At 55.4% G+C, this 19,338-nt stretch carries 13 protein-coding genes; 11 read left to right on the forward strand and 2 right to left on the reverse strand.

Annotated features, from left to right (window positions below; translation table 11 throughout):
• Nucleotides 1-19 precede the first annotated feature (19 nt).
• A complete protein-coding gene (locus C7476_RS15270) occupies nucleotides 20-1,357 on the reverse strand; it encodes a nucleotide sugar dehydrogenase (protein WP_114430773.1) in 1,338 nt (445 codons plus the stop codon).
• Nucleotides 1,358-1,758: 401 nt separating this feature from the next.
• Here C7476_RS15270 and C7476_RS15275 point away from each other — a divergent pair, with 401 nt between their 5' ends.
• The 11 genes from C7476_RS15275 to C7476_RS15325 all read left to right on the forward strand — a co-directional run bounded on the left by C7476_RS15275 (nucleotide 1,759) and on the right by C7476_RS15325 (nucleotide 17,412).
• Nucleotides 1,759-3,102 carry an adenylate/guanylate cyclase domain-containing protein gene (locus C7476_RS15275; RefSeq protein WP_114430774.1) on the forward strand — a complete coding sequence of 448 codons (1,344 nt, stop codon included), beginning with the start codon at nucleotides 1,759-1,761 and terminating at the stop codon, nucleotides 3,100-3,102.
• A gap of 17 nt (nucleotides 3,103-3,119) precedes the next feature.
• Nucleotides 3,120-4,058 carry a polysaccharide lyase family 20 protein gene (locus C7476_RS15280; RefSeq protein ID WP_245426368.1) on the forward strand — a complete coding sequence of 313 codons (939 nt, stop codon included), beginning with the start codon at nucleotides 3,120-3,122 and terminating at the stop codon, nucleotides 4,056-4,058.
• Nucleotides 4,059-4,253: 195 nt separating this feature from the next.
• Complete coding sequence (locus tag C7476_RS15285) at nucleotides 4,254-6,143, forward strand: ABC transporter ATP-binding protein (RefSeq protein ID WP_114430776.1); 1,890 nt, start codon at nucleotides 4,254-4,256, stop codon at nucleotides 6,141-6,143.
• On the forward strand, nucleotides 6,137-8,062 hold the full coding sequence (locus C7476_RS15290) for an ABC transporter substrate-binding protein (RefSeq protein ID WP_114430777.1): 1,926 nt from the start codon (nucleotides 6,137-6,139) through the stop codon (nucleotides 8,060-8,062). Before C7476_RS15285 ends, C7476_RS15290 begins: the two co-directional genes overlap by 7 nt.
• Before the next feature lie 4 nt (nucleotides 8,063-8,066).
• Nucleotides 8,067-9,065, forward strand: a complete 999-nt coding sequence (locus C7476_RS15295; protein WP_114430778.1) for an ABC transporter permease — start codon at nucleotides 8,067-8,069, stop codon at nucleotides 9,063-9,065.
• Nucleotides 9,062-10,237 (forward strand): ABC transporter permease, encoded by a 1,176-nt coding sequence (locus C7476_RS15300; protein ID WP_114430779.1) that lies wholly within the window; start codon nucleotides 9,062-9,064, stop codon nucleotides 10,235-10,237. The genes C7476_RS15295 and C7476_RS15300 overlap by 4 nt, the downstream gene beginning before the upstream one ends.
• Before the next feature lie 87 nt (nucleotides 10,238-10,324).
• Entirely contained in the window at nucleotides 10,325-11,536 is a 1,212-nt protein-coding gene (locus tag C7476_RS15305) for a glycosyltransferase family protein (RefSeq protein WP_114430780.1), read from the forward strand.
• A 9-nt stretch (nucleotides 11,537-11,545) separates the two neighbouring features.
• Nucleotides 11,546-12,790, forward strand: coding sequence for a glycosyltransferase (locus C7476_RS15310; RefSeq protein WP_425373990.1), 1,245 nt, complete (start codon nucleotides 11,546-11,548; stop codon nucleotides 12,788-12,790).
• A complete protein-coding gene (locus C7476_RS15315; RefSeq protein ID WP_114430863.1) occupies nucleotides 12,787-13,917 on the forward strand; it encodes a glycosyltransferase family protein in 1,131 nt (376 codons plus the stop codon). The genes C7476_RS15310 and C7476_RS15315 overlap by 4 nt, the downstream gene beginning before the upstream one ends.
• Before the next feature lie 224 nt (nucleotides 13,918-14,141).
• Nucleotides 14,142-16,856, forward strand: coding sequence for an ABC transporter ATP-binding protein (locus C7476_RS15320; protein WP_114430781.1), 2,715 nt, complete (start codon nucleotides 14,142-14,144; stop codon nucleotides 16,854-16,856).
• Between the two features lie 91 nt (nucleotides 16,857-16,947).
• Nucleotides 16,948-17,412 carry a cyclic nucleotide-binding domain-containing protein gene (locus tag C7476_RS15325; protein ID WP_112532356.1) on the forward strand — a complete coding sequence of 155 codons (465 nt, stop codon included), beginning with the start codon at nucleotides 16,948-16,950 and terminating at the stop codon, nucleotides 17,410-17,412.
• Nucleotides 17,413-17,439: 27 nt separating this feature from the next.
• Here C7476_RS15325 and C7476_RS15330 read toward each other — a convergent pair whose 3' ends face one another.
• Nucleotides 17,440-19,206, reverse strand: coding sequence for a metallophosphoesterase family protein (locus C7476_RS15330; RefSeq protein WP_114430782.1), 1,767 nt, complete (start codon nucleotides 19,204-19,206; stop codon nucleotides 17,440-17,442).
• Nucleotides 19,207-19,338: the final 132 nt, after the last annotated feature.

Raw genomic sequence — 19,338 nt, forward strand, 5'->3', positions numbered from 1 at the left:
AACCTAGGACGTCGACCGGTTACGCCTTTACAACATGCTCGGCCATCAGTCCCAGCCTGGTGAAAATATTCCGCGTATCGAGGATGAGAGGTGCCCATCTCGCGAGAGCGGCGTAGTCGACGCGATCATGATCGGTCGAGATCAGAATGGCGTCGTAGGATCTGATCGAAGTCTCGTCCAAATCCACCGACCTGCGCCCCTTCAACATCATGTATTCACGGGTTGTCGGGATTTCGTCAACGAAGGGATCATGATAATCGGCGGTTCCTCCACGTTCCTCGATGATCTCAATCAATCGCAAAGACGGGCTCTCGCGGATATCCGGCACGTTCTTCTTGTAAGCCAGTCCCATGACAAGAATACGTGAACGGCTGAGCGCCTTGCCTGCCCGAATATCGAGCGCCTCCGCAAGCTTGCCTACGACATGGCGCGGCATGGCGGAATTGATTTCGCCAGCCAGCTCGATAAACCGTGTCGGTAGTTCATGTTCACGCGACTTCCACGTCAAATAGAACGGATCGATGGGAATGCAATGGCCTCCGAGCCCCGGCCCGGGATAGAAGGGCATATAGCCAAAAGGCTTGGTCTTCGCGGCTTCAATGACCTCCCAGATATCAATTCCCATCGCCGCGTAGACGACCTTGAGTTCGTTGACGAGAGCGATGTTGACCGACCTAAAGATGTTTTCTGTGAGCTTGACCGCTTCTGCCGTCGCATTCGATGAAACCGGCACCACGGTTTCTACCGCCGCACCATAAAAAGCTTGCATCAACTCGCGTGCCTTCTCGCCGTCGCCCGCAACGATTTTCGGAATCGTGGCAGTCTGGAAGTCACGATTGCCAGGATCTTCACGCTCAGGCGAAAATCCGAGGAAAAAGTCCGTGCCGGATTTGAGACCGGTTTTCTCGAGGATCGTCTTGACCACCTCATCGGTCGTGCCGGGATAGGTCGTCGACTCAAGCACGATCAGTTGGCCGGGGCGCAGGGCCGCCGCAATCGAGCGGCAAGTCGCCTCGACAAAAGAAAGATCCGGGTCGCGATGTTTCGTCAGCGGCGTGGGCACGCAGATGATGATGACATCGCATTTTGCAAGCTCGGAAAAGTCGATTGTCGCGCGAAACCTTTTCGCTGCTACCTCGCTTTTGAGAGCATCGTTCGTCACCGCTTCGATATAGGAGTGCCCCGCATCGAGCGCTACTTTCTTGCCCGGATCGATATCGAAACCGGTCACGGCAAAACCGCTGCGCGCAAGCGTGATCGCAAGAGGCAATCCGACGTAGCCAAGCCCTATGACACCGGCGCGGGCCTGCCGTGTTGAGATTTTACCCGAAAGCTCGGAAAACGGGGACGAAGCCAATATATTCTCTCTTGTACTAGCGCCGCTGCCGGCCATCAGGTCGGTTTTAGATGGCCGCTACGACGTTGGCTGTCAAGCGTCGACGACCGCGAACTATCTCTTCAAGAAACCAAGCCGCCCGTTCGTCGACAGGTAACTCACGATCAAGTGACAATCGCCTATTGTTTCAAGGGGGCGACATGCCCATTTGAGAAATGAAAACAACGACTGATAGAGGACTTCCCCGCCGAACTACCCGCTTGAGCTGTATCGGGCCGGTGCCTGTCTCCGACGTTGACACGACTATCCGATTCGCTCATCTTCCTCCCGCTCTCTGACACGTTCGTGCGGTTGATCACGCTTGCTCAAGGGGCGACTGGGTGCGGGAAAGTGGACGTGGCTCGCATTTGCAAGGACGACGGATGAGCACGACCCAATTTGATGTATCCAGCATACTTCTCGACAAGGTAGCCGACTGGCTCACGCAAACTTCGCTTGCCGGCGACAATCTGGAGACTATTGTACGCGGCTTTTGCGAACGTATCGCAGCGGCGGGCCTGCCGATCGCGCGCGTCAATCTCTCGTTCTCAATGCTGCATCCGCTCTACGATGCGTTGGGATTCACTTGGAAGCGCGCGAGTGGTATGAGCGTGGAAGGTTACCGGCACGACCCAGCCGGAAAGCCTGAACGCTTCCTGTTGAGCCCCTATTTCTATCTCCTTAGCAATAATTTGGAGCATTTGCGGCGACGCATCGATGTGGATGGACCATTCGAATTCCCCGTCCTTGACGAGTTGAAACAGGAGGGCGTCACCGATTATCTCGCTTTCTTGCAGCCTTTTGGCGGTCAGTCGACGCAAGGCATGATGGGTTCCTGGTCAACAGACAGCAAGGAAGGGTTTAGCGATGCCATGATCGCGGCGCTTCTGCGATTGCAGAACCATCTGGCAGTCGCCGCCAAAATGGCGGTCCTCGGCAAACTTGCGGATAACATGCTGACCACATACCTCGGTGGCAATGCCGGCAAGCGTGTCCTGAACGGCCAGATCCGACGTGGTGATGGCGATACAATCCGGGCCGCTCTCGTCATGGGTGATATGCGCGAGTCCACCGTCCTGGCCGAGAAAGAGGGCCGCCAGGCATATATCGATACACTCAATCATTTTTTTGATGCTATTGCAGCCCCGTTCAATCGGGGTGGTGGCGAAATTCTCAGCTTTATGGGCGACGGCTTTCTCGCGGTCTATCCTTGCGGTCGTCATAAGGATCCGTCGAAGATCGCCTGTCAAACCGCGCTCAATGCGGTGTTCAAGGCGCAGGCACGCGTCGCTGAACTCAACGAGGAGCGGCGCAAGGATGGTCTTGGAGATATTCGTTATGGCATCGGCCTGCACGTTGGTAACGTCATGTTTGGGAATGTTGGTCTGAAGGACCGCTTGACGTTCTCGGCTTTCGGCTCTGCTGTAAACGAAGTACAGCGCTTACAGGGCCTCACCAAGAAATATTCGCGCGAGGTTATCGCCAGTCAGGCGTTTGCCACCTATTGTGGTGGCGACTGGGTTACCCTGGGCGAGGAAAAATTGCGCGGTGTTGGACAGAAAGTCACTGTTCTATTGCCAAAATCTTCTGAGCAGACAGGCCAGCTGGACGACGCCTATGATCAGGTCACCTATGATGGCCTGTCAGATGCAGAACAGGTTATGCTGTTGCACCGCGATACCAGGACCCAGGAGCGGCGGCCCATGATAGACAAATTCATGCAATGACAGGAAAGATCATCGCAATGGCTCTCCTTGCCGCAACTCTCAACCTATCTGGTGCGGCAGCCGAGCCAGGAGGCGACACGCTTTTCGACGGTTTCGATGGCAAGGATTTTGCGGCAGGCGGCGGACTTTACTACCGCAAGAATTTCGAGCAGCGCGCGGGTTCTTTCGAGTTCCAGTCCGCCGTCACGCAGACTGGCGCTGGCGCGCTGAAGTTGAGCGTCAAGCCATTTTGTCCAAACGTCAAACAGAACTGCAGCGAACGGGCAGAGATATGGGAGAGAACCGACCGTCGTGTGCCCTACACTGAGGGTGTTTGGTATGGTTTTGCTGTCAAATTCGCCGATCCAATCCCAGAAGGTGATCATCGATATCTCATCGCACAATGGAAGCGTGAGATCGGGCCCGACGCTGTCGGTGATTTTAGCCCTTTCCTGGCGCTACGTTTGAACCAGGGCAAGCTGTTCGCGACCGTCGAAACGAATTATGTCGCCCCTGCCAAAGCGGAAGGGGCGAGTACTGTCCAGGCCTGTGGAAACAACCAAACGCCGGTCTGGTTCCGACCGGACACAGACCAAATGCGTGCGCTGATAGCGACCGACGAGAACTGGACGCCGCAGGACGGTAGCCAGTTCAATAGCTGCACCGATGCGATCACCGTGACCGACCACGGCAACAAGCTGCCTTCTCCAGATTCCGGCTGGATTGATTTCGCTATTTACACCAAGCCTGGCCCTGACGGGTCCGGCCATATCGAGATTTTCGCCAACAAGAAATGGATCGTGACAGTCAAGGGGCATATCGGTCACGGCGACAAAGGTCTTGGTAAAAATCAGTATTTCAAATTTGGCCCTTATAGAGCTGCCGACAAGACCGAGTGGACACTTTATTATGATAATTTCCGCCGTTCACCGCGCTGCGAAGACGTGCTTGGCGCCGGGGTTTGTCCCACGCCTTGATTGATTTCTTGGATCTCAAATCTCCAACACGCCTTACCGCTTTGAATTCCATCGCAAAGTTCATTATTGCATAGCCTCCTCCAAAGGTATGCGATGCTATCGTCACATAGAGCCAGCTAGACTCCCCCAATGCCGTGCGATAGGTTCAAATTCAAGTGAGCAACGAACAAGGCTCCGAGGGAACAATTGACTGGCATGAAGTCGGATTCTGATCTGTTGCGTATCGAAAATCTGGGCATTTCGTTTTCGATGCTTGGCGGACGTTTGCAAGTCGTCAAGGGCGCAAATCTGCGGGTTCTTCCGGGAAAAGTAACTGCTCTCGTCGGTGAGTCTGGTTCGGGAAAGTCTGTTATCAGTCAGTCGGTCATGGGTATCCTGCCCAATACGGCAAAGGTCACCGGGAAAATATTGTTCACCGATCCAATCGACGGCAGAAGCACGGATATTCTGCAATTGTCGCGGGATGGGCCTGAAATCCGGGCGTTGCGCGGCAGCCGCATGGCGAAAATCTTTCAGGAGCCGATGACATCGCTGTCGCCGCTCCACACCGTTGGCAATCAGATCAGCGAAGTCCTGGCGATCCACACCGACGCAACAAAGGACGAACGCCGGGCAAAAACCGAAGAAATGCTTGGTCTCGTCGGCTTTGCCAAGCCAAGTCGCACCTATGACATGTATCCGTTCGAGCTTTCTGGCGGTATGCGCCAGCGTGCCATGATTGCCATGGCGCTCATCTGCCGTCCTGCTCTGCTCATCGCCGATGAGCCGACGACGGCGCTCGATGTGACGATCCAGGCGCAGATCCTCGAATTGCTGCGCGATCTCCAGCACAAGCTCAACATGGCGATGCTGCTCATCACCCATGATCTCGGCGTCGTCGCCAATATGGCCGACGAGGTGGTGGTCATCTATCACGGTGAGATCATGGAGGCCGGGCCCGTCGACGCTATCTTCCGTAGGCCGCAGCATCCCTATCTGAAAGGCCTCATGGCTGCCGTACCGCATTTCGACATGAAGCCTGGTGAACGCTTGAAGGCACTGCGCGAGGTTCCCGTCAATGCGAACACGTTGTGGGCAAAGAAAAAGCAGATCGAAAACGCGCCGGAAATTCTTCTTTCCGTTCGCGACCTGGTGAAGGCCTATGGCATTCGCAAATCGGGTTTGTTTGGCAAGCAGGATAAAACCTTGGTGAAAGCCATCGACGGCATCAGCTTCGATATAAGGCGCGGCGAATGCCTCGGTCTTGTCGGCGAGAGCGGTAGCGGTAAAACCACGGTCAGTAAAATATTGATGCGCGCAATCACGCCCGACAGCGGATCCGTCACCTTCGATGACGGCAGGGGTAAGATCAATGTTCTGAAGGCAGAGGGCGACGAGCTCATGGAGTTGCGCACCCGCATCCAGATGGTGTTCCAGGATCCGGTCTCTTCGCTCTCACCGCGCATGACAGTGCAGAACATTCTTAGTGAACCGCTGGAGATCCATGGACTTGGCGACAATGCTTATCGTCTGGAGAAGGTACGCGCGCTGATGCAGGCCATTGGCCTCGACCAGCGTTATCTCAACCGCTATCCACACAGTTTTTCCGGCGGCCAGCGCCAGCGCATAGGCATCGCCCGTGCTCTTGCGCTCGGGCCGCAGCTGCTGATCTGCGATGAACCTGTCTCGGCGCTTGACGTTTCAGTTCAGGCGCAGATTCTCAATCTTCTCAAGGACCTGCAGAAGGAACTCGGGCTGACCTATCTGTTCATTTCCCACAATCTGGCCGTCGTCGACTATATGGCAGACCGGATTGCCGTCATGTGTGGCGGTCGGATTGTCGAGATAGCACCGCGCGAAATAATACTTCGTGACCCGGTTCATCCCTACACTCGCTCGCTGTTGGCCGCTGTGCCTTTCCCCGATCTGGACAGGCCGCTTGACTTCGAAACATTGAAGATGGGCGGCGCTTCGGACCAACATTCCTGGGGTGCTCAGTTCGCCGGTGATGGCGACAGCGAGACACTGGCTCCAGCCGATCTTGGTGGCGGCCATCTCGTCCTGGCGCACCGCAATGCCGATGCAAGGGAGTTACGTTCGTGGTAACGCGCCGTACTGTTCTTGGTACTTTTGGCCTCGGGGCTTTGGGTTGCGCGATGCTGCCGGATATGGCAAATGCGGCCGATCGTGATATTGAGCCGGAATATCTTGCGGATCAATTGCGTGCCCGCAGTTTGCCTCCCCTTCCCCAAAGACTGCCAAAGCGGCCACGCATTGTGCACCTCAAGGCAATGGGACGAACCCCCGGACAATATGGCGGAACCGTTCGCACGATCATTGGCAGTGCCAAAGACATACGGTTCATGACCATTTATGGTTATGCGCGGTTGATTGGCTATGACGAACGTCTGGTTTTCCAGCCTGATATTCTTGAGGGCTTTCAGTCCGACAATGATACCGTCTTCACTTTCACACTCCGCGAAGGCCACAAATGGTCGGACGGATCGCCATTTACCGTCGATGATTTCCGCTATTGGTGGGAAGACGTTCTGCTCAACAAGGATCTGACACCTGGCGGCGGCTCCATGGTGTTGCGTGTCGATGGAAATCTGCCACGCTTCGAAGTTCTCGATGAATGGACCATTCGCTACTCCTGGGACAAGCCAAATCCGGACTTCCTGCCAAATCTCGCCGGGCCGCAGCCATTGGTCCTCGTCGGGCCATCAGCCTATCTCAAGCAGTTCCACAAGGAGTATCAAGACGAGTTCCGGCTTTCGGCCCTGATGAAAGAAAACCGCGTCAAAAAGTGGGCCGACCTTCATATCAAGATGTCACGAACGTACCGGCCGGAAAATCCCAAGCTGCCGACGCTTGATCCTTGGCGAAACATGACAGCGCCACCGGCGGAGCAATTCATCTTCGAACGCAACCCGTTCTTCCACCGCGTCGACGAAAACGGCCGTCAACTGCCCTATATCGACCGCTTCGTACTCAATGTCAGTTCATCCTCCATTATTCCGGCGAAAACGGGGGCGGGAGAAAGTGATCTGCAGGCAACAGGCATTGATTTTGCCGATTACACCTTTCTGAAGGACGCGGAAGACCGCTATCCTGTGAAGGTCGATTTGTGGAAAATGACTCGTGGCTCGCGCGTCGCAATCCTGCCCAATCTCAATTGCGGCGATGACGTCTGGCGAGAGCTGTTCCGCGACGTGCGGGTGCGACGGGCTTTGTCGCTTGCCATCGACCGGCATGAAATCAATATGGCGGTATTTTACGGTCTCGGTGTTCCCAGTGCTGATACACTTTTGCCCGAAAGTCCTCTGTTCAAGCCCGAATATGCCAATGCGTGGATCAATCACGACACGGAACAGGCCAACGCGCTCCTTGACGAGGCCGGACTGCAAAATCGCGATGAGGACGGCATTCGCCTCCTCCCGGACGGCCGGCTAGCCGAGATCACCATCGAGACACCCGGCGAGAGCTCTGTGGATACGGATGTGCTTGAACTCGTCACGGATCACTGGCGCAAGATCGGAATCGCGCTGTTCATTCGCACCTCCCAGCGCGACATCTTTCGCAGCCGTGCTATGGGCGGACGCATCATGATGTCAATCTGGTATGGCATGGACAACGGCGTTGCAACTGCCGACATGAACCCGGGACAGCTGGCGCCCACCATGGACGATCAGCTGCAATGGCCGCTCTGGGGAATGCATTACCTGTCGCATGGCAGCCAGGGCAAGGCAGCGGATCTTCCTGAAGCGATCGAGCTTACCGAGCTTTTGCGGCGCTGGCAGCGATCCGCGCACCTGGCGGAGCGCACTGAAATCTGGCAGCAGATGCTGGCCATCTATACCCAGCAGGTATTTTCGATCGGGCTTGTGAATGGCACGCTGCAACCGATCGTGCGTACATCACGTTTGCAGAACGTTCCCGAAAAGGGCCTCTACGGATTTGATCCCACATCCTATCTCGGCATTTACATGCCTGATACTTTCTGGCTGAGCGGGGAGCAGGTCTAAAGAAATGCTGCGTTATATACTTTGGCGTATTGCTGCGATGATCCCCACCCTATTGGTCATCTCGGCCCTGGTCTTTACCATTATCGAGTTGCCGCCAGGCAATTTCTTCGAAAGCCAGATTGCGGAGCTTCGTGCCCAGGGTGAAACCGTCAATCTGCAGGAGATTGAGGAACTGCGGCATCAATACGGTTTCGACCAACCGCCGGTGTTGCGATATTTCTATTGGCTAGGCGGCATGCTGCAGGGTGATTTCGGCTATTCCTTCGAGTACCAGCTGCCCGTGAGCGAGGTGGTGGGAGAACGGATGTGGCTGACAATCCTCGTCTCTTTTGTCACTATCCTGTTTACTTGGGTAATCGCCTTTCCTATCGGCATGTACTCGGCCACGCATCAATACAGCTGGAGCGACTACGGCCTTACTTTGTTCGGGCTTCTCGGCATTGCTATCCCCAATTTCATGCTGGCGCTTATACTGATGTACTTCGCCAATATCTGGTTCGGTACATCGATTGGCCATCTGATGGATCAGAAATTTCTGAACGAACCGATGAGCTGGGAAAAAGCGCGGTCTATTCTCTCCCATCTATGGATTCCAGTAATTATTGTTGGCACCGCTGGCACAGCCGGCATGATCCGGCGTTTGCGCGCCAACCTTTTGGACGAGTTACAAAAGCAATATGTGATGACGGCGCGCGCCAAAGGGCTTCATCCGTTCCGTACGCTGGTCAAGTACCCGCTTCGAATGGCGCTGAACTTCTTCGTTTCCGATATTGGTTCCATTTTGCCGTCGATCATCTCCGGCGCTGAAATCACCGCAATCGTCCTTTCACTTGAAACGACCGGCCCGATGCTCATCAAGGCCCTGCAAAGCCAGGATATGTACCTCGCCGGCTCCTTTTTGATGTTCCTCGCATTCCTGACGGTTATCGGTGTGCTCATATCCGATATTGCGCTTGCCTTTCTTGATCCGCGCATTCGCTTGCAAGGCAGGAGTACAAAGTGACGGCACCGCTTCCTTCGCCCGGCGCGCCCCTGCAACATTATGTTTCCAACGCCCCGTTCGATCCGATGTCGGTCGAGGTGATGACGGACGCGCAGGCGAAAATCCATCTTGCATCGCAGACACGTTTGATGTGGTGGAAATTCAAGCGGCACAAGCTTGCCTTGGCATCAGGCATATTCTTGCTCTTGCTTTACGGCATGATCGTTATTGCCGAATTCCTGGCACCTTACAACTTGCACACCCGTAACGTCGACTTTATCCATTCGCCGCCACAGCGGGTGCATCTGTTCCACGACGGACAGTTTGTTGGACCCTTTGTTTATGGCCGGCAAATGAAACTTGATATGGGGTCGCTCAAGCGTATCTACACAAATGATCGCAACGATGTTGAACCGCTTCGTTTCTTTTGTCGTGGTGACAGTTACCGCTTCTGGGGCCTGATCGAGGGTAATGTCCATCTTGTCTGCCCGGCGAAGGATGGCCAGATGTTCTTGCTCGGCACTGATCGTCTCGGCCGTGACGTGTTATCCCGCATCATCTATGGTGCGCGCATATCGCTGACTATCGGGCTCATCGGCATAACCATCAGTTTCGTTCTCGGCATCGTCATCGGCGGACTTGCAGGCTATCATGGCGGTTTGTTCGATCTGCTGGTGCAACGCGTCATCGAAGTGTTGCAATCATTGCCTAGCCTGCCGCTATGGATGGCATTGGCGGCTATCATGCCGGTGACGTGGAGTCCTATCCTGATCTATTTCGGCATCACCATCATCCTCGGCATGCTGGACTGGACCGGGCTCGCTCGTTCCGTGCGCTCCAAACTGCTTTCGCTGCGGGAGGAAGACTACGTGCTCGCGGCGCAGTTGATGGGTGCCAGGAGCGGCCGGATTATCGGGCGGCATCTGGTGCCCGGCTTTATGTCGCATCTGATCGCCACGGCCACCATTTCCATACCTGGGATGATCCTCGGAGAAACCGCACTGAGTTTCCTTGGGCTTGGCCTCAGGCCCCCTATCACCAGTTGGGGTATCCTATTGACTGAAGCACGCAGCGTTAGTGTCATCGCCTTTTATCCTTGGCTGCTGTTTCCGATGATTCCTGTCATACTTGTTATCCTGGCGTTCAATTTCTTGGGAGATGGGTTGCGTGACGCAGCCGATCCCTACAGATAAGGGAAACGAGAATCCGATGAGTTCGCATTCTCACCATCGTTTCGAATGCACTGCGCGGGTCAACCCGCAAAACAAGGGGTTTTGACCATGATGCGGCGTTTCGAAGATGCCCGGATCTTGATGTATAGCCACGACACCTTCGGCCTTGGCCATTTGCGGCGGTGCAGGACGATTGCCCATTCGCTTGTCGAGGACTACCGCGGGCTCAATATCCTGATTATATCCGGCGCAACTATCGCGGGCGCGTTCGATTATCGCGCCCGCGTCGATTTCGTGAAGGTGCCGAGCGTGATCAAGCTTCGCAATGGCGAATACACTTCGCTTGCACGCCACATCGATCTGCATGAAACACTGAAGATGCGCCAGTCGATCATCCGGCATACGGCCGAGACTTTTCAACCGGATATTTTTATCGTTGATAAGGAACCGATGGGGCTGAAAGGCGAAGTGGAAGAAACCCTCGCCTATCTTAAATCTCGCGGCACGACACTTGTCCTTGGCCTGCGAGAGGTCATGGACGCGCCGCATCTGCTCGAGGCCGAGTGGAAGAACAACAACGTGATGCGCAAGATCGATCAGTTCTACGACACGGTTTGGGTCTATGGCCCGCCGGATTTCTACGATCCGCTCATCGACCTGGATGTGCCGGTCACCCTACGCGACAAGATGAAATTTGTCGGCTTCCTGCAACGGAGCCTGTCGAACGACAACACCCCAACCCATGTTCCCGAGGGCGATTATATTCTGGTGACTACGGGCGGCGGTGGCGATGGGGCCGACCTCGTGCACAATGTCATCCACGCCTATCAGCAGGATCCGACCCTTCAGCACAAGGCATTCATAGTGCTCGGCCCGTATATGCCGGCGAAGCAGCGGGCAAAACTGGTGAAGAAGGGCGGCAAAATTCCCTACATCCAGGTTATCGAGTTCGATAATCGCATGGAAGAATTGATCGCGGGTGCAAAGGCCGTTGTCGCCATGGGCGGCTATAACACCTACTGCGAGATTCTGTCTTTCGACAAGCCGGCGCTGATCGTCCCCCGCGTCCTGCCACGCGAAGAGCAACTGATCCGGGCCACACGCGCCGCCGAACTCGGTCTCATCGAAATGCTGCTGCCAGAGGAAGCCGAGGACCCCTTGCGCTTTGCAGAGGTGCTCAAGCGCTTGCCGGACCGTCCCCCGCCATCGCAAACCGGCAAGGGTGAAGGCATGCGGCTGGAGGGTCTCGTGCATATTTCCGAGATCGTCGGCGACTGGCTGGACGAACGCGAACAGCCATTGCCCGCAGTCGCGGAATAAGAGAATAGCTTGTCAATACGCCTCAAGACATTGGTGATTCTGAAGGGCTATCCGCGCCTTTCGGAAACATTCATCGCACAGGAACTGCTCGGACTGGAGCGGGCAGGCTTCGACCTGACACTGATCTCCATGCGTAAGCCGACGGACAAGAAGCGCCATCCAATCCACGATGAGATCAAGGCGCGTGTCGTCTATCTGCCCGAATATCTCCACGAAGAACCAATTCGCGTGTTCCGTGCCCTCATGGCAGCGCGGAAGAAACCCAATTTCAGGCCGCTTCTCCTGCGGTTCTGGAAAGACCTGCGTCGCGATATTTCGCGCAACCGCATCCGCCGTCTCGGCCAGGCACTTGTCCTTGTCCATGAATGGCCGGACAAAGGTGAATGGCTGCATGCCCATTTTATCCATACGCCGGCTTCCGTCGCACGCTATGCCAGCATCATGACCGATGTGCCCTGGACCTGTTCGGCCCATGCCAAGGACATATGGACCTCCCCCGACTGGGAACTGATCGAGAAACTCGGCGCGGCGCGCTGGAGCGTCACCTGCACGCGCGCTGGCTTCGACCATATGCGTGAGCTGACAAACCGAAAAGAGCAGGTGCATCTGAGTTATCATGGTCTTGATCTTGCCCGCTTCGGATATTTCTCCGGCGTCCGTCCGAGCCGCGACGGTTCGGACGCCTCGAATCCCGTGCAGATATTGAGCGTCGGCCGTGCCGTGCCGAAGAAGGGCTATGACATCCTCTTGCAAGCACTGGCGCTTCTGCCTGCCCGTCTACACTGGAGGTTTGTTCATATTGGCGGGGGCGACGAACTGGCGCGATTAAAACCCCTTGCCGACAAGCTCGGCATCGCGGAGCGCATCACCTGGAAAGGCGCGCTTGCGCAGGAGGATGTCCTTGGCCACTATCGCAGCGCCGATATATTTGCCCTGGCTTGCCGGGTCGCGGCAGATGGAGACCGCGACGGCTTGCCCAATGTCCTTTTTGAAGCCGCCAGTCAAAACCTTGTCTGCATCTCGACGAATATTTCCGGCATACCCGAGCTTTTGACCGGCGGAGAAAACGGTTTCGTCGTCCCTCCGGAAGATCCCCGACTGCTGGCGGTTGCACTTGAACGGGCGATCCGCGAACCTGACCTTCGATACCGCTTGGGCAAGGCCGCCGAAAAACGGGTACGCGAACACTTCGACCACAATTCAAGTATCCGCCAATTGACCCGGCTTTTTGAAAGCGAATGGCAAAAACCATGAGCAAACCGCGCGTCCTTTTCTACGTCCAGCATCTTCTTGGCATAGGTCACCTTGCCCGCGCCAGCCGCGTCGCCTCGGAGCTCGCCGCTGACAAGTTCGACGTCACGCTTGTAACAGGGGGATCGAAGGTTCCGGGTTTTCCAGGATCGGATGTCAAATTTGTCGCGTTGCCCACACTTGTTGCGGACAATGCTGGATTTTCAGGTCTGGCAGATGCGTTTGCTAATTCGGTTGACGATGAATTCCTGGCTCGCCGCCGCGATCTCTTGCTCGAAGCCTTTCACCAAATCAGCCCATCTATCGTCATCACGGAAGCGTTCCCTTTTGGGCGCAGGCAGATGCGTTTCGAACTTCTGCCATTGCTGGGTGCCATCAAGGCAACGTCGCCGCGGCCAAAGCTTCTGAGCTCAGTTCGTGATATCCTGCAGGAGCGCACGAAGCCCGGGCGCGACGAAGAGACGGTTAGCATTATCAACGCACACTTCGACCATATCCTGGTGCACGGAGACCCGTCATTTGCAACGCTTGCCGATACGTTTCCGCTCGCAAGGAAGATCGCTGGCAAGATTATCTATACCGGTCTGGTTGCGGGTCCTGACCCAGCAGAACCTTCGGAAGTCTTTGATATCGTTGTGTCTGCCGGTGGCGGCGCAGTGGGGCTCGCCCTGATCCGCTCAAGTCTGGAAGTGGCAACGCAATCGGCATTCCGGGGATCGTGGTGCCTGATCACCGGACCCAACCTGCCGGAACGCGATTTTAATGCCTTGTTGGCAGATGCACCCCGCAATGTGAGCGTCGTCCGTTTCCGCCAGGATTTTCCATCATTGCTCAAAGGAGCCGAGCTTTCGATTTCGCAGGCGGGCTACAATACGGTATGCGATATTCTGCGCGCGCGGTGCCGTTCCATCCTTGTTCCCTTCGCTTCCGCAGGCGAAACTGAACAGAGCGTGCGGGCCGCACGATTGGAAGCCCTCGGCCTCGCCATCGCCTTGCCCGAAAACGGCCTCAACGCGGATATTCTCGGCAGTGCCCTAGAAGCCGCGTTGGCACAGCCAAAGCCATCGTCACATAGGCTCGATCTGAATGGTGCCGAGCGCACGGCTGGGGTGTTACGGAGTCTCCTCTAGTCAAGCAGTATTCCTCAGCGACGGCACTGCGCTGATCCTCCAAGCTTGCTGAAATTAAACACCAACACCTCTGGTTGACAGCGCTATGTTCCCTACCCATGTCATATAGCCTTCACCAAGCTGATGCTGTAGGCTGGGACGATTCAATCATGGAGTTCGTCCATGTACTCTTCAAACGTTTCAGTATTTGAAATTCCTGCTGAATTCGCAGCCCCTGGTCGCCCATGGAAACAAGTCTAACACGCTATATCTGGTCGAACACGCGGCTGCAGCAGATATGGATTCTGTTCGTCGTAGCTGTCTCGATGATTCCGTATTTCATGTCTTTCGATCTGCCAAAACAGATCGTCAACGGTCCCATCCAGGGTAACGGGTTCGAGACACCCGGCGCGACGCGCACCTTCATGCATCTCGAATACGACCTCCCCGCGCTCGGCAAGGTGGTGTTTTTCGATGGCCTTGAGCTTACCCGTTTCCAGACATTGATGGCATTAAGCCTGGTTTTCCTGCTGCTCGTCATCATCAACGGTTTGTTCAAGCTTTATATCAACACCTACAAGGGCCGTCTCGGCGAACGCATGTTGCGACGAATTCGCTTCGAGTTGATTGATCGCGTGCTGCGCTTTCCACCAGCGCAATTCAAGCGGGTAAAATCCGCTGAAATTGCGACGATGATCAAGGACGAAGTAGAACCTATGGGCGGCTTTACCGGGGATGCCTTCGTTCAACCGGCATTGCTAGGCGGACAAGCTATCACTGCCCTCGTCTTCATCATCATGCAGAATTTCTGGCTTGGTATGATCGCTGCAGGAATTGTCGCGGTCCAGGGCGTCGTGATTCCCCGCATGCGAAAACGCTTGCTTGAACTCGGACGTCAACGTCAGCTCACAGCGCGGGAATTGTCTGGCCGTGTTGGTGAGATAGTCGACGGCATTGGTACCATTCACGGTAACGACACGTCGAACTTCGAACGGGCCGATATCGCGTCGCGTTTGGGCCTTATCTTCTCGATCCGGTACGATCTCTATCAATGGAAGTTCCTGGTCAAATTCATCAACAATTTCCTCGCACAGGTCACCCCGTTTCTATTTTATTCGATCGGCGGTTTTCTGGCGTTGCAAGGAAGACTCGATATCGGCCAGCTTGTTGCCGTGATCAATGCCTACAAGGATCTCCCGGGGCCGTTGAAAGAGCTGATCGATTGGGACCAGGCCCGTCAGGATGTCCAGGTCAAGTACAACCAGGTGGTCGAACAATTCAACGTCGATATGCTCGTTGATCCGAAAATTCAGGCTCTTGCCCCCGATCCCGTCAACCGTCTTGAGCATTCGCTGCACGCCGTCAACCTGACACTTTCCGACGACAGCGGTGCGCCCTTGCTCAGACATGTCACGCTGGAGATCAAACCGGGCGAAACCGCCGCAATCGTCGGCAACAGCGGAAGCGGGGCTGAGGCCCTCGCCGAGGCCTTTGCCCGCCTTATCTGGCCCGAGCAGGGCCGCATCACCATCGATGGCAAAGACATCCTCGAACTGCCAGAATCAGTAACCGGCCGCCGCATCGCCTATGCGGCGTCCGATACTTATTTCTTCTCCGGAACCTTGCGGGACAATCTGCTTTATGGCCTCAAGCATGCGCCCTTGACCACGGTTGAGTACGAGGGAGCGAAAGCCGCCAAGAACAGATGGAACATCAACGAAGCGCGCCGTGCGGGCAATCCCGAACTCGACGTTAACAGCGACTGGGTGGATTATGTCTCCGCGGGCGTGACGGGGCCTGACGATCTCTTCAAGGTTGTGCGCCCGGTCCTTGATGCCGTTCTGATTTCTCAGGACATTCTCGACATGGCATTGCGCTCCACTGTCGTCATCGAGACACACGCCGATTTGACCGATCGCATCGTCGAGGTGCGTCAGGCCCTGCGCAAACGATTGAAGAAGGAAGATCTCGACGACCTCGTCGTTCCGTTCAAGCTGGATGAGTATAACCCTCAAGCCACCGTTGGTGAAAACCTGCTGTTCGGCAGCATGAGGCGGCCAATGATGACGAACCGCAAACTGGCGGCGCATCCTTATTTCCGCTCGGTGTTGCGCGAGAACGACCTTTACATCGATCTTTATACTATGGGTCTGGAGATCGCGGCCAATGCGGTCGAGCTGTTCGAGGATCTGCCGCCAGATCATCCGTTCTTCCAGCAACTGACCTTCATGACCGCCGATGACATTCCGGCCTATCAGGTGTTGCTGCAAAAATTGCAGGGCCGCGGTATCGACGCGGCGTCGGCAGACGAACGTACAAGTATAATTCGCCTGAGCTTCTCCTACATCGAGCCGAGGCATCGCTTTGGTCTTCTCAACAGCCAGCTCATGGCCAAGATCGTCGATGCGCGCGCACGTTTCCACCAGAATATGCCGGACGATCTCAAAGCTGTTATCGAACGCTATGATCCGGAACGCTTTATCTCATCGGCGACGCTTCTGGATAATGTCCTCTTCGGTAGGATCGGCTTCACCCAAGCCGACGGCTCGGATCGCATCCGTACGATTTTGCGCGACCTGTTCGACCGACTCGGCCTGTTCGAAAGTGTGCTTTCGATAGGCATGGATTTCGATGTCGGATCCGGTGGCAAGCGATTGACCAATGTGCAGCGCCAGAAGCTCAATGTCGCGCGTGCACTGCTCAAGCGTGCCGATTATATAATATTCAACCGTCCATTGCCGGCACTTGACCAGCGCGTACAAGACCATATCACGCACAACATCATGGAGGACCTGCACGAAGAGGGCCACGCTCCTGCGATCATCTGGGTGCTGTCCAACACTGCACTTGCCAATCTGTTCGATCGCGTGATTGTATTCGACAAGGGGACATTGGTCGAAGAGGGAACGCACGCGACTCTTTTGGAGAAAAACGGTATATTCAAGGAGCTGGTGTCATAAGGGGGCAACATGAGATCTTTTGAGAATTCAGCTTTACGCCCGTCTGGCTGAAATTATCGAAAAGTCTCTATTTAGAGGGTTGTGGACGTTCATGCTGCTGAAAGATGAAGTTGAAATGTTGCGGCGGGTACCGCTGTTTTCGGGCGTTGCGCCGGCCAAGCTCAAGCTTCTGGCCTTCACATCCGAGCGCGTCAGCTACAAATCCGGCCAGACACTGTTTCGCCAGGGTGATCCAGCCGATGCAGCCTATGTCATCCTCACCGGCGGCGCTGATATTCTCTCCGATTCCCCAAGCGGCGAGATCAAGGTTGCGGAGATAGAGCACGATTCCATCGTTGGTGAAATCGCGATCCTTTGTGATGTTTCGCGAACTGCGACGGTCCGCGCAAATTCTGCACTCGAGGCCTTGCGCATCAGCAAGGATCACTTTCTCAAGCTCCTTAGTGACTATCCGGAGATGACCATCGAGATCATGCGGGTTCTTGCCGACCGTTTGAGTCACACAACCACCGAACTCAGCGAAGCGCGCAGCAAACAGAAGCAGGCAGCGAAATAATGCGGCGCCGTGGCCTCCACCTACCCTTCAATAGGCTGGCCGGTCTATATTCCGCGTGACTGACCCGCTGGTCAGATCAACCAGGAAGTCACGCGACGGCATATCCGACAGATATCGCCCCATCATGCGCAATATGCGTGCGAATTTTCCCTGAGCACCGCCAATCTCGAGTGCAGAAGAGCCGGCGTAAATCTCGATCAGCAAACGATAGGCCGCAAGCCGAGCCGGCGAAATGCGATTGAGTGCCATTTCACTGCCCATGCGCAGCCGGTACCAATCGCCAAGCAGGCTGAGTACCGGGATCGAATCCAGTTGTTCAATCGCGTTTGCGTTGTAATCATTTGAAGTTTTGCCAGCGCGTTCGGCATGAATAAGCGCAACAGTGTCCTCGAGCGGAAATGGCTGCGCACATTGGCCGAGCACGTATAAATCTCCGAGATTGAGCCGCGACATCGTCCTTGCCATGTCATTCGGCCATTCGCGGCGCAAATAGCGATGCACGACCAATTGATCCACATGCTCCGACAGGAAATCTCCGTAGTTGGCAGCATCCAGCATATGACCCGTCTTTTTGCCTGTGACATTGATCTCGATACGATATTGCCGATTGATGGCTGGATCGATTGGCAGATGCTCGATGCTGGCCGTTTCAACCTTTAACGCCATATCTTCCAGCGTTATCACCTTGAAGGCCGCAGGAAAGGCAGCAAGCGACGGCACGCCGATGTTGAGGAGGTAATCTTTCCCCTGCCGGACCAGCGCCGTATCATTGACGTGAAGATGTCCGCTGAAGTGTATACCGATGCCCGCATCGATGGCCGCACGCGCCACCTCATCCGTCGGTGTCCGTTGCGTGGCGATCGTTTCACCCATTAGCGATCGTTCGTCCTCCGCTGTGCCATTGAGCATATCCAGCAACGGATAGTGCGAGAAGGTCAGCAGCCGCTTGCCACCTCGCCTGGCTCTGCTGGCGACATCTTTTGCCCACTGCAGTATGAAACGCTTATGCTTGAGCAAGGCATTCCAGCCGGCATGGGTGCTGTCGACGAATGCGCCCGCGTCGCCTTTGGCAAAAACACCGTTGCGCGGCTCGAAGACATTGGCATCGATCATCAGCAGCCAGAGCCCCGCAACCGGTTCGATCAGGTAAGATGCATCCATCAGCTGATACTGGTTCACTCCGTCGTCCGAGCACACTGAATAGAGCCGCTTCGCTGGATCGTCATGCATCCCGAATGGTGTCTCCCAATGCAAATCCGATGGCCTGCGGAAAAAACCGATATCCGGCAATGCCAGCAGCCCGGCAGGATATCCCGAGCAATACATCTTGTCGGTAACGACCATGCCGTCTGCATCGTCATCGACGAATTCACCAACGCTGGCGACAATCGTATAGGTACCGTCCGGATTAAGCAGCCGTTTGGCGTGATGCTTGCCATATGGGCCGAAAATATCGTGGTTGCCCGGAGTAGCAATAAAAATAAGTCCGTGCTTGCGATGGTAATTGCCAAGCAGCAGGCGCAACGCTTCAAGCGTCGCAATCTGGCCGTCATCGGAATAGTCGCCAAGCAGAACGACATATTTGATGCCGCGGGTTACGACCTCGTCCAACGCCCCACGCAAAGCATGATAGCTTTCGTTGAACACCCGGGTGGAGCGCACCGTGTCGGTCAGCCGTCGTGCTGTCATTTTGCGTCCACCAACATCAATGCCGCCAAAATCATAGTCTCCATAGAGATCGTGGAAATGCGCATCGGCGATGACAGCAATTGGCGGAAACGTCAAAGAAGACATGAATGATCCGTTCCGTGGTGAAGAAAGTCGGCAGATTTATACGTTTGTATCAATAATTGTCATAAAGCTTAAAATCCAAATCGCTATCGCTTACATATGACCTGACGCAGATTTTTATTGCGCCGCTGATAA

Source organism: Phyllobacterium bourgognense (assembly GCF_003337575.1).
Classification (GTDB): Bacteria; Pseudomonadota; Alphaproteobacteria; order Rhizobiales; family Rhizobiaceae; genus Phyllobacterium; species Phyllobacterium bourgognense.

Excerpts from the sequence above, each read along its gene's own strand:
- C7476_RS15320 (WP_114430781.1), top strand. The coding sequence starts at position 14,142 with ATGGAAACAAGTCTAACACGCTATATCTGGTCGAACACGCGGCTGCAG.
- C7476_RS15305 (WP_114430780.1), top strand. The coding sequence starts at position 10,325 with ATGATGCGGCGTTTCGAAGATGCCCGGATCTTGATGTATAGCCACGAC.
- C7476_RS15330 (WP_114430782.1), bottom strand. The coding sequence starts at position 19,206 with ATGTCTTCTTTGACGTTTCCGCCAATTGCTGTCATCGCCGATGCGCAT.
- C7476_RS15315 (WP_114430863.1), top strand. The coding sequence starts at position 12,787 with ATGAGCAAACCGCGCGTCCTTTTCTACGTCCAGCATCTTCTTGGCATA.
- C7476_RS15285 (WP_114430776.1), top strand. The coding sequence starts at position 4,254 with ATGAAGTCGGATTCTGATCTGTTGCGTATCGAAAATCTGGGCATTTCG.
- C7476_RS15325 (WP_112532356.1), top strand. The coding sequence starts at position 16,948 with ATGCTGCTGAAAGATGAAGTTGAAATGTTGCGGCGGGTACCGCTGTTT.
- C7476_RS15280 (WP_245426368.1), top strand. The coding sequence starts at position 3,120 with ATGGCTCTCCTTGCCGCAACTCTCAACCTATCTGGTGCGGCAGCCGAG.
- C7476_RS15275 (WP_114430774.1), top strand. The coding sequence starts at position 1,759 with ATGAGCACGACCCAATTTGATGTATCCAGCATACTTCTCGACAAGGTA.
- C7476_RS15295 (WP_114430778.1), top strand. The coding sequence starts at position 8,067 with ATGCTGCGTTATATACTTTGGCGTATTGCTGCGATGATCCCCACCCTA.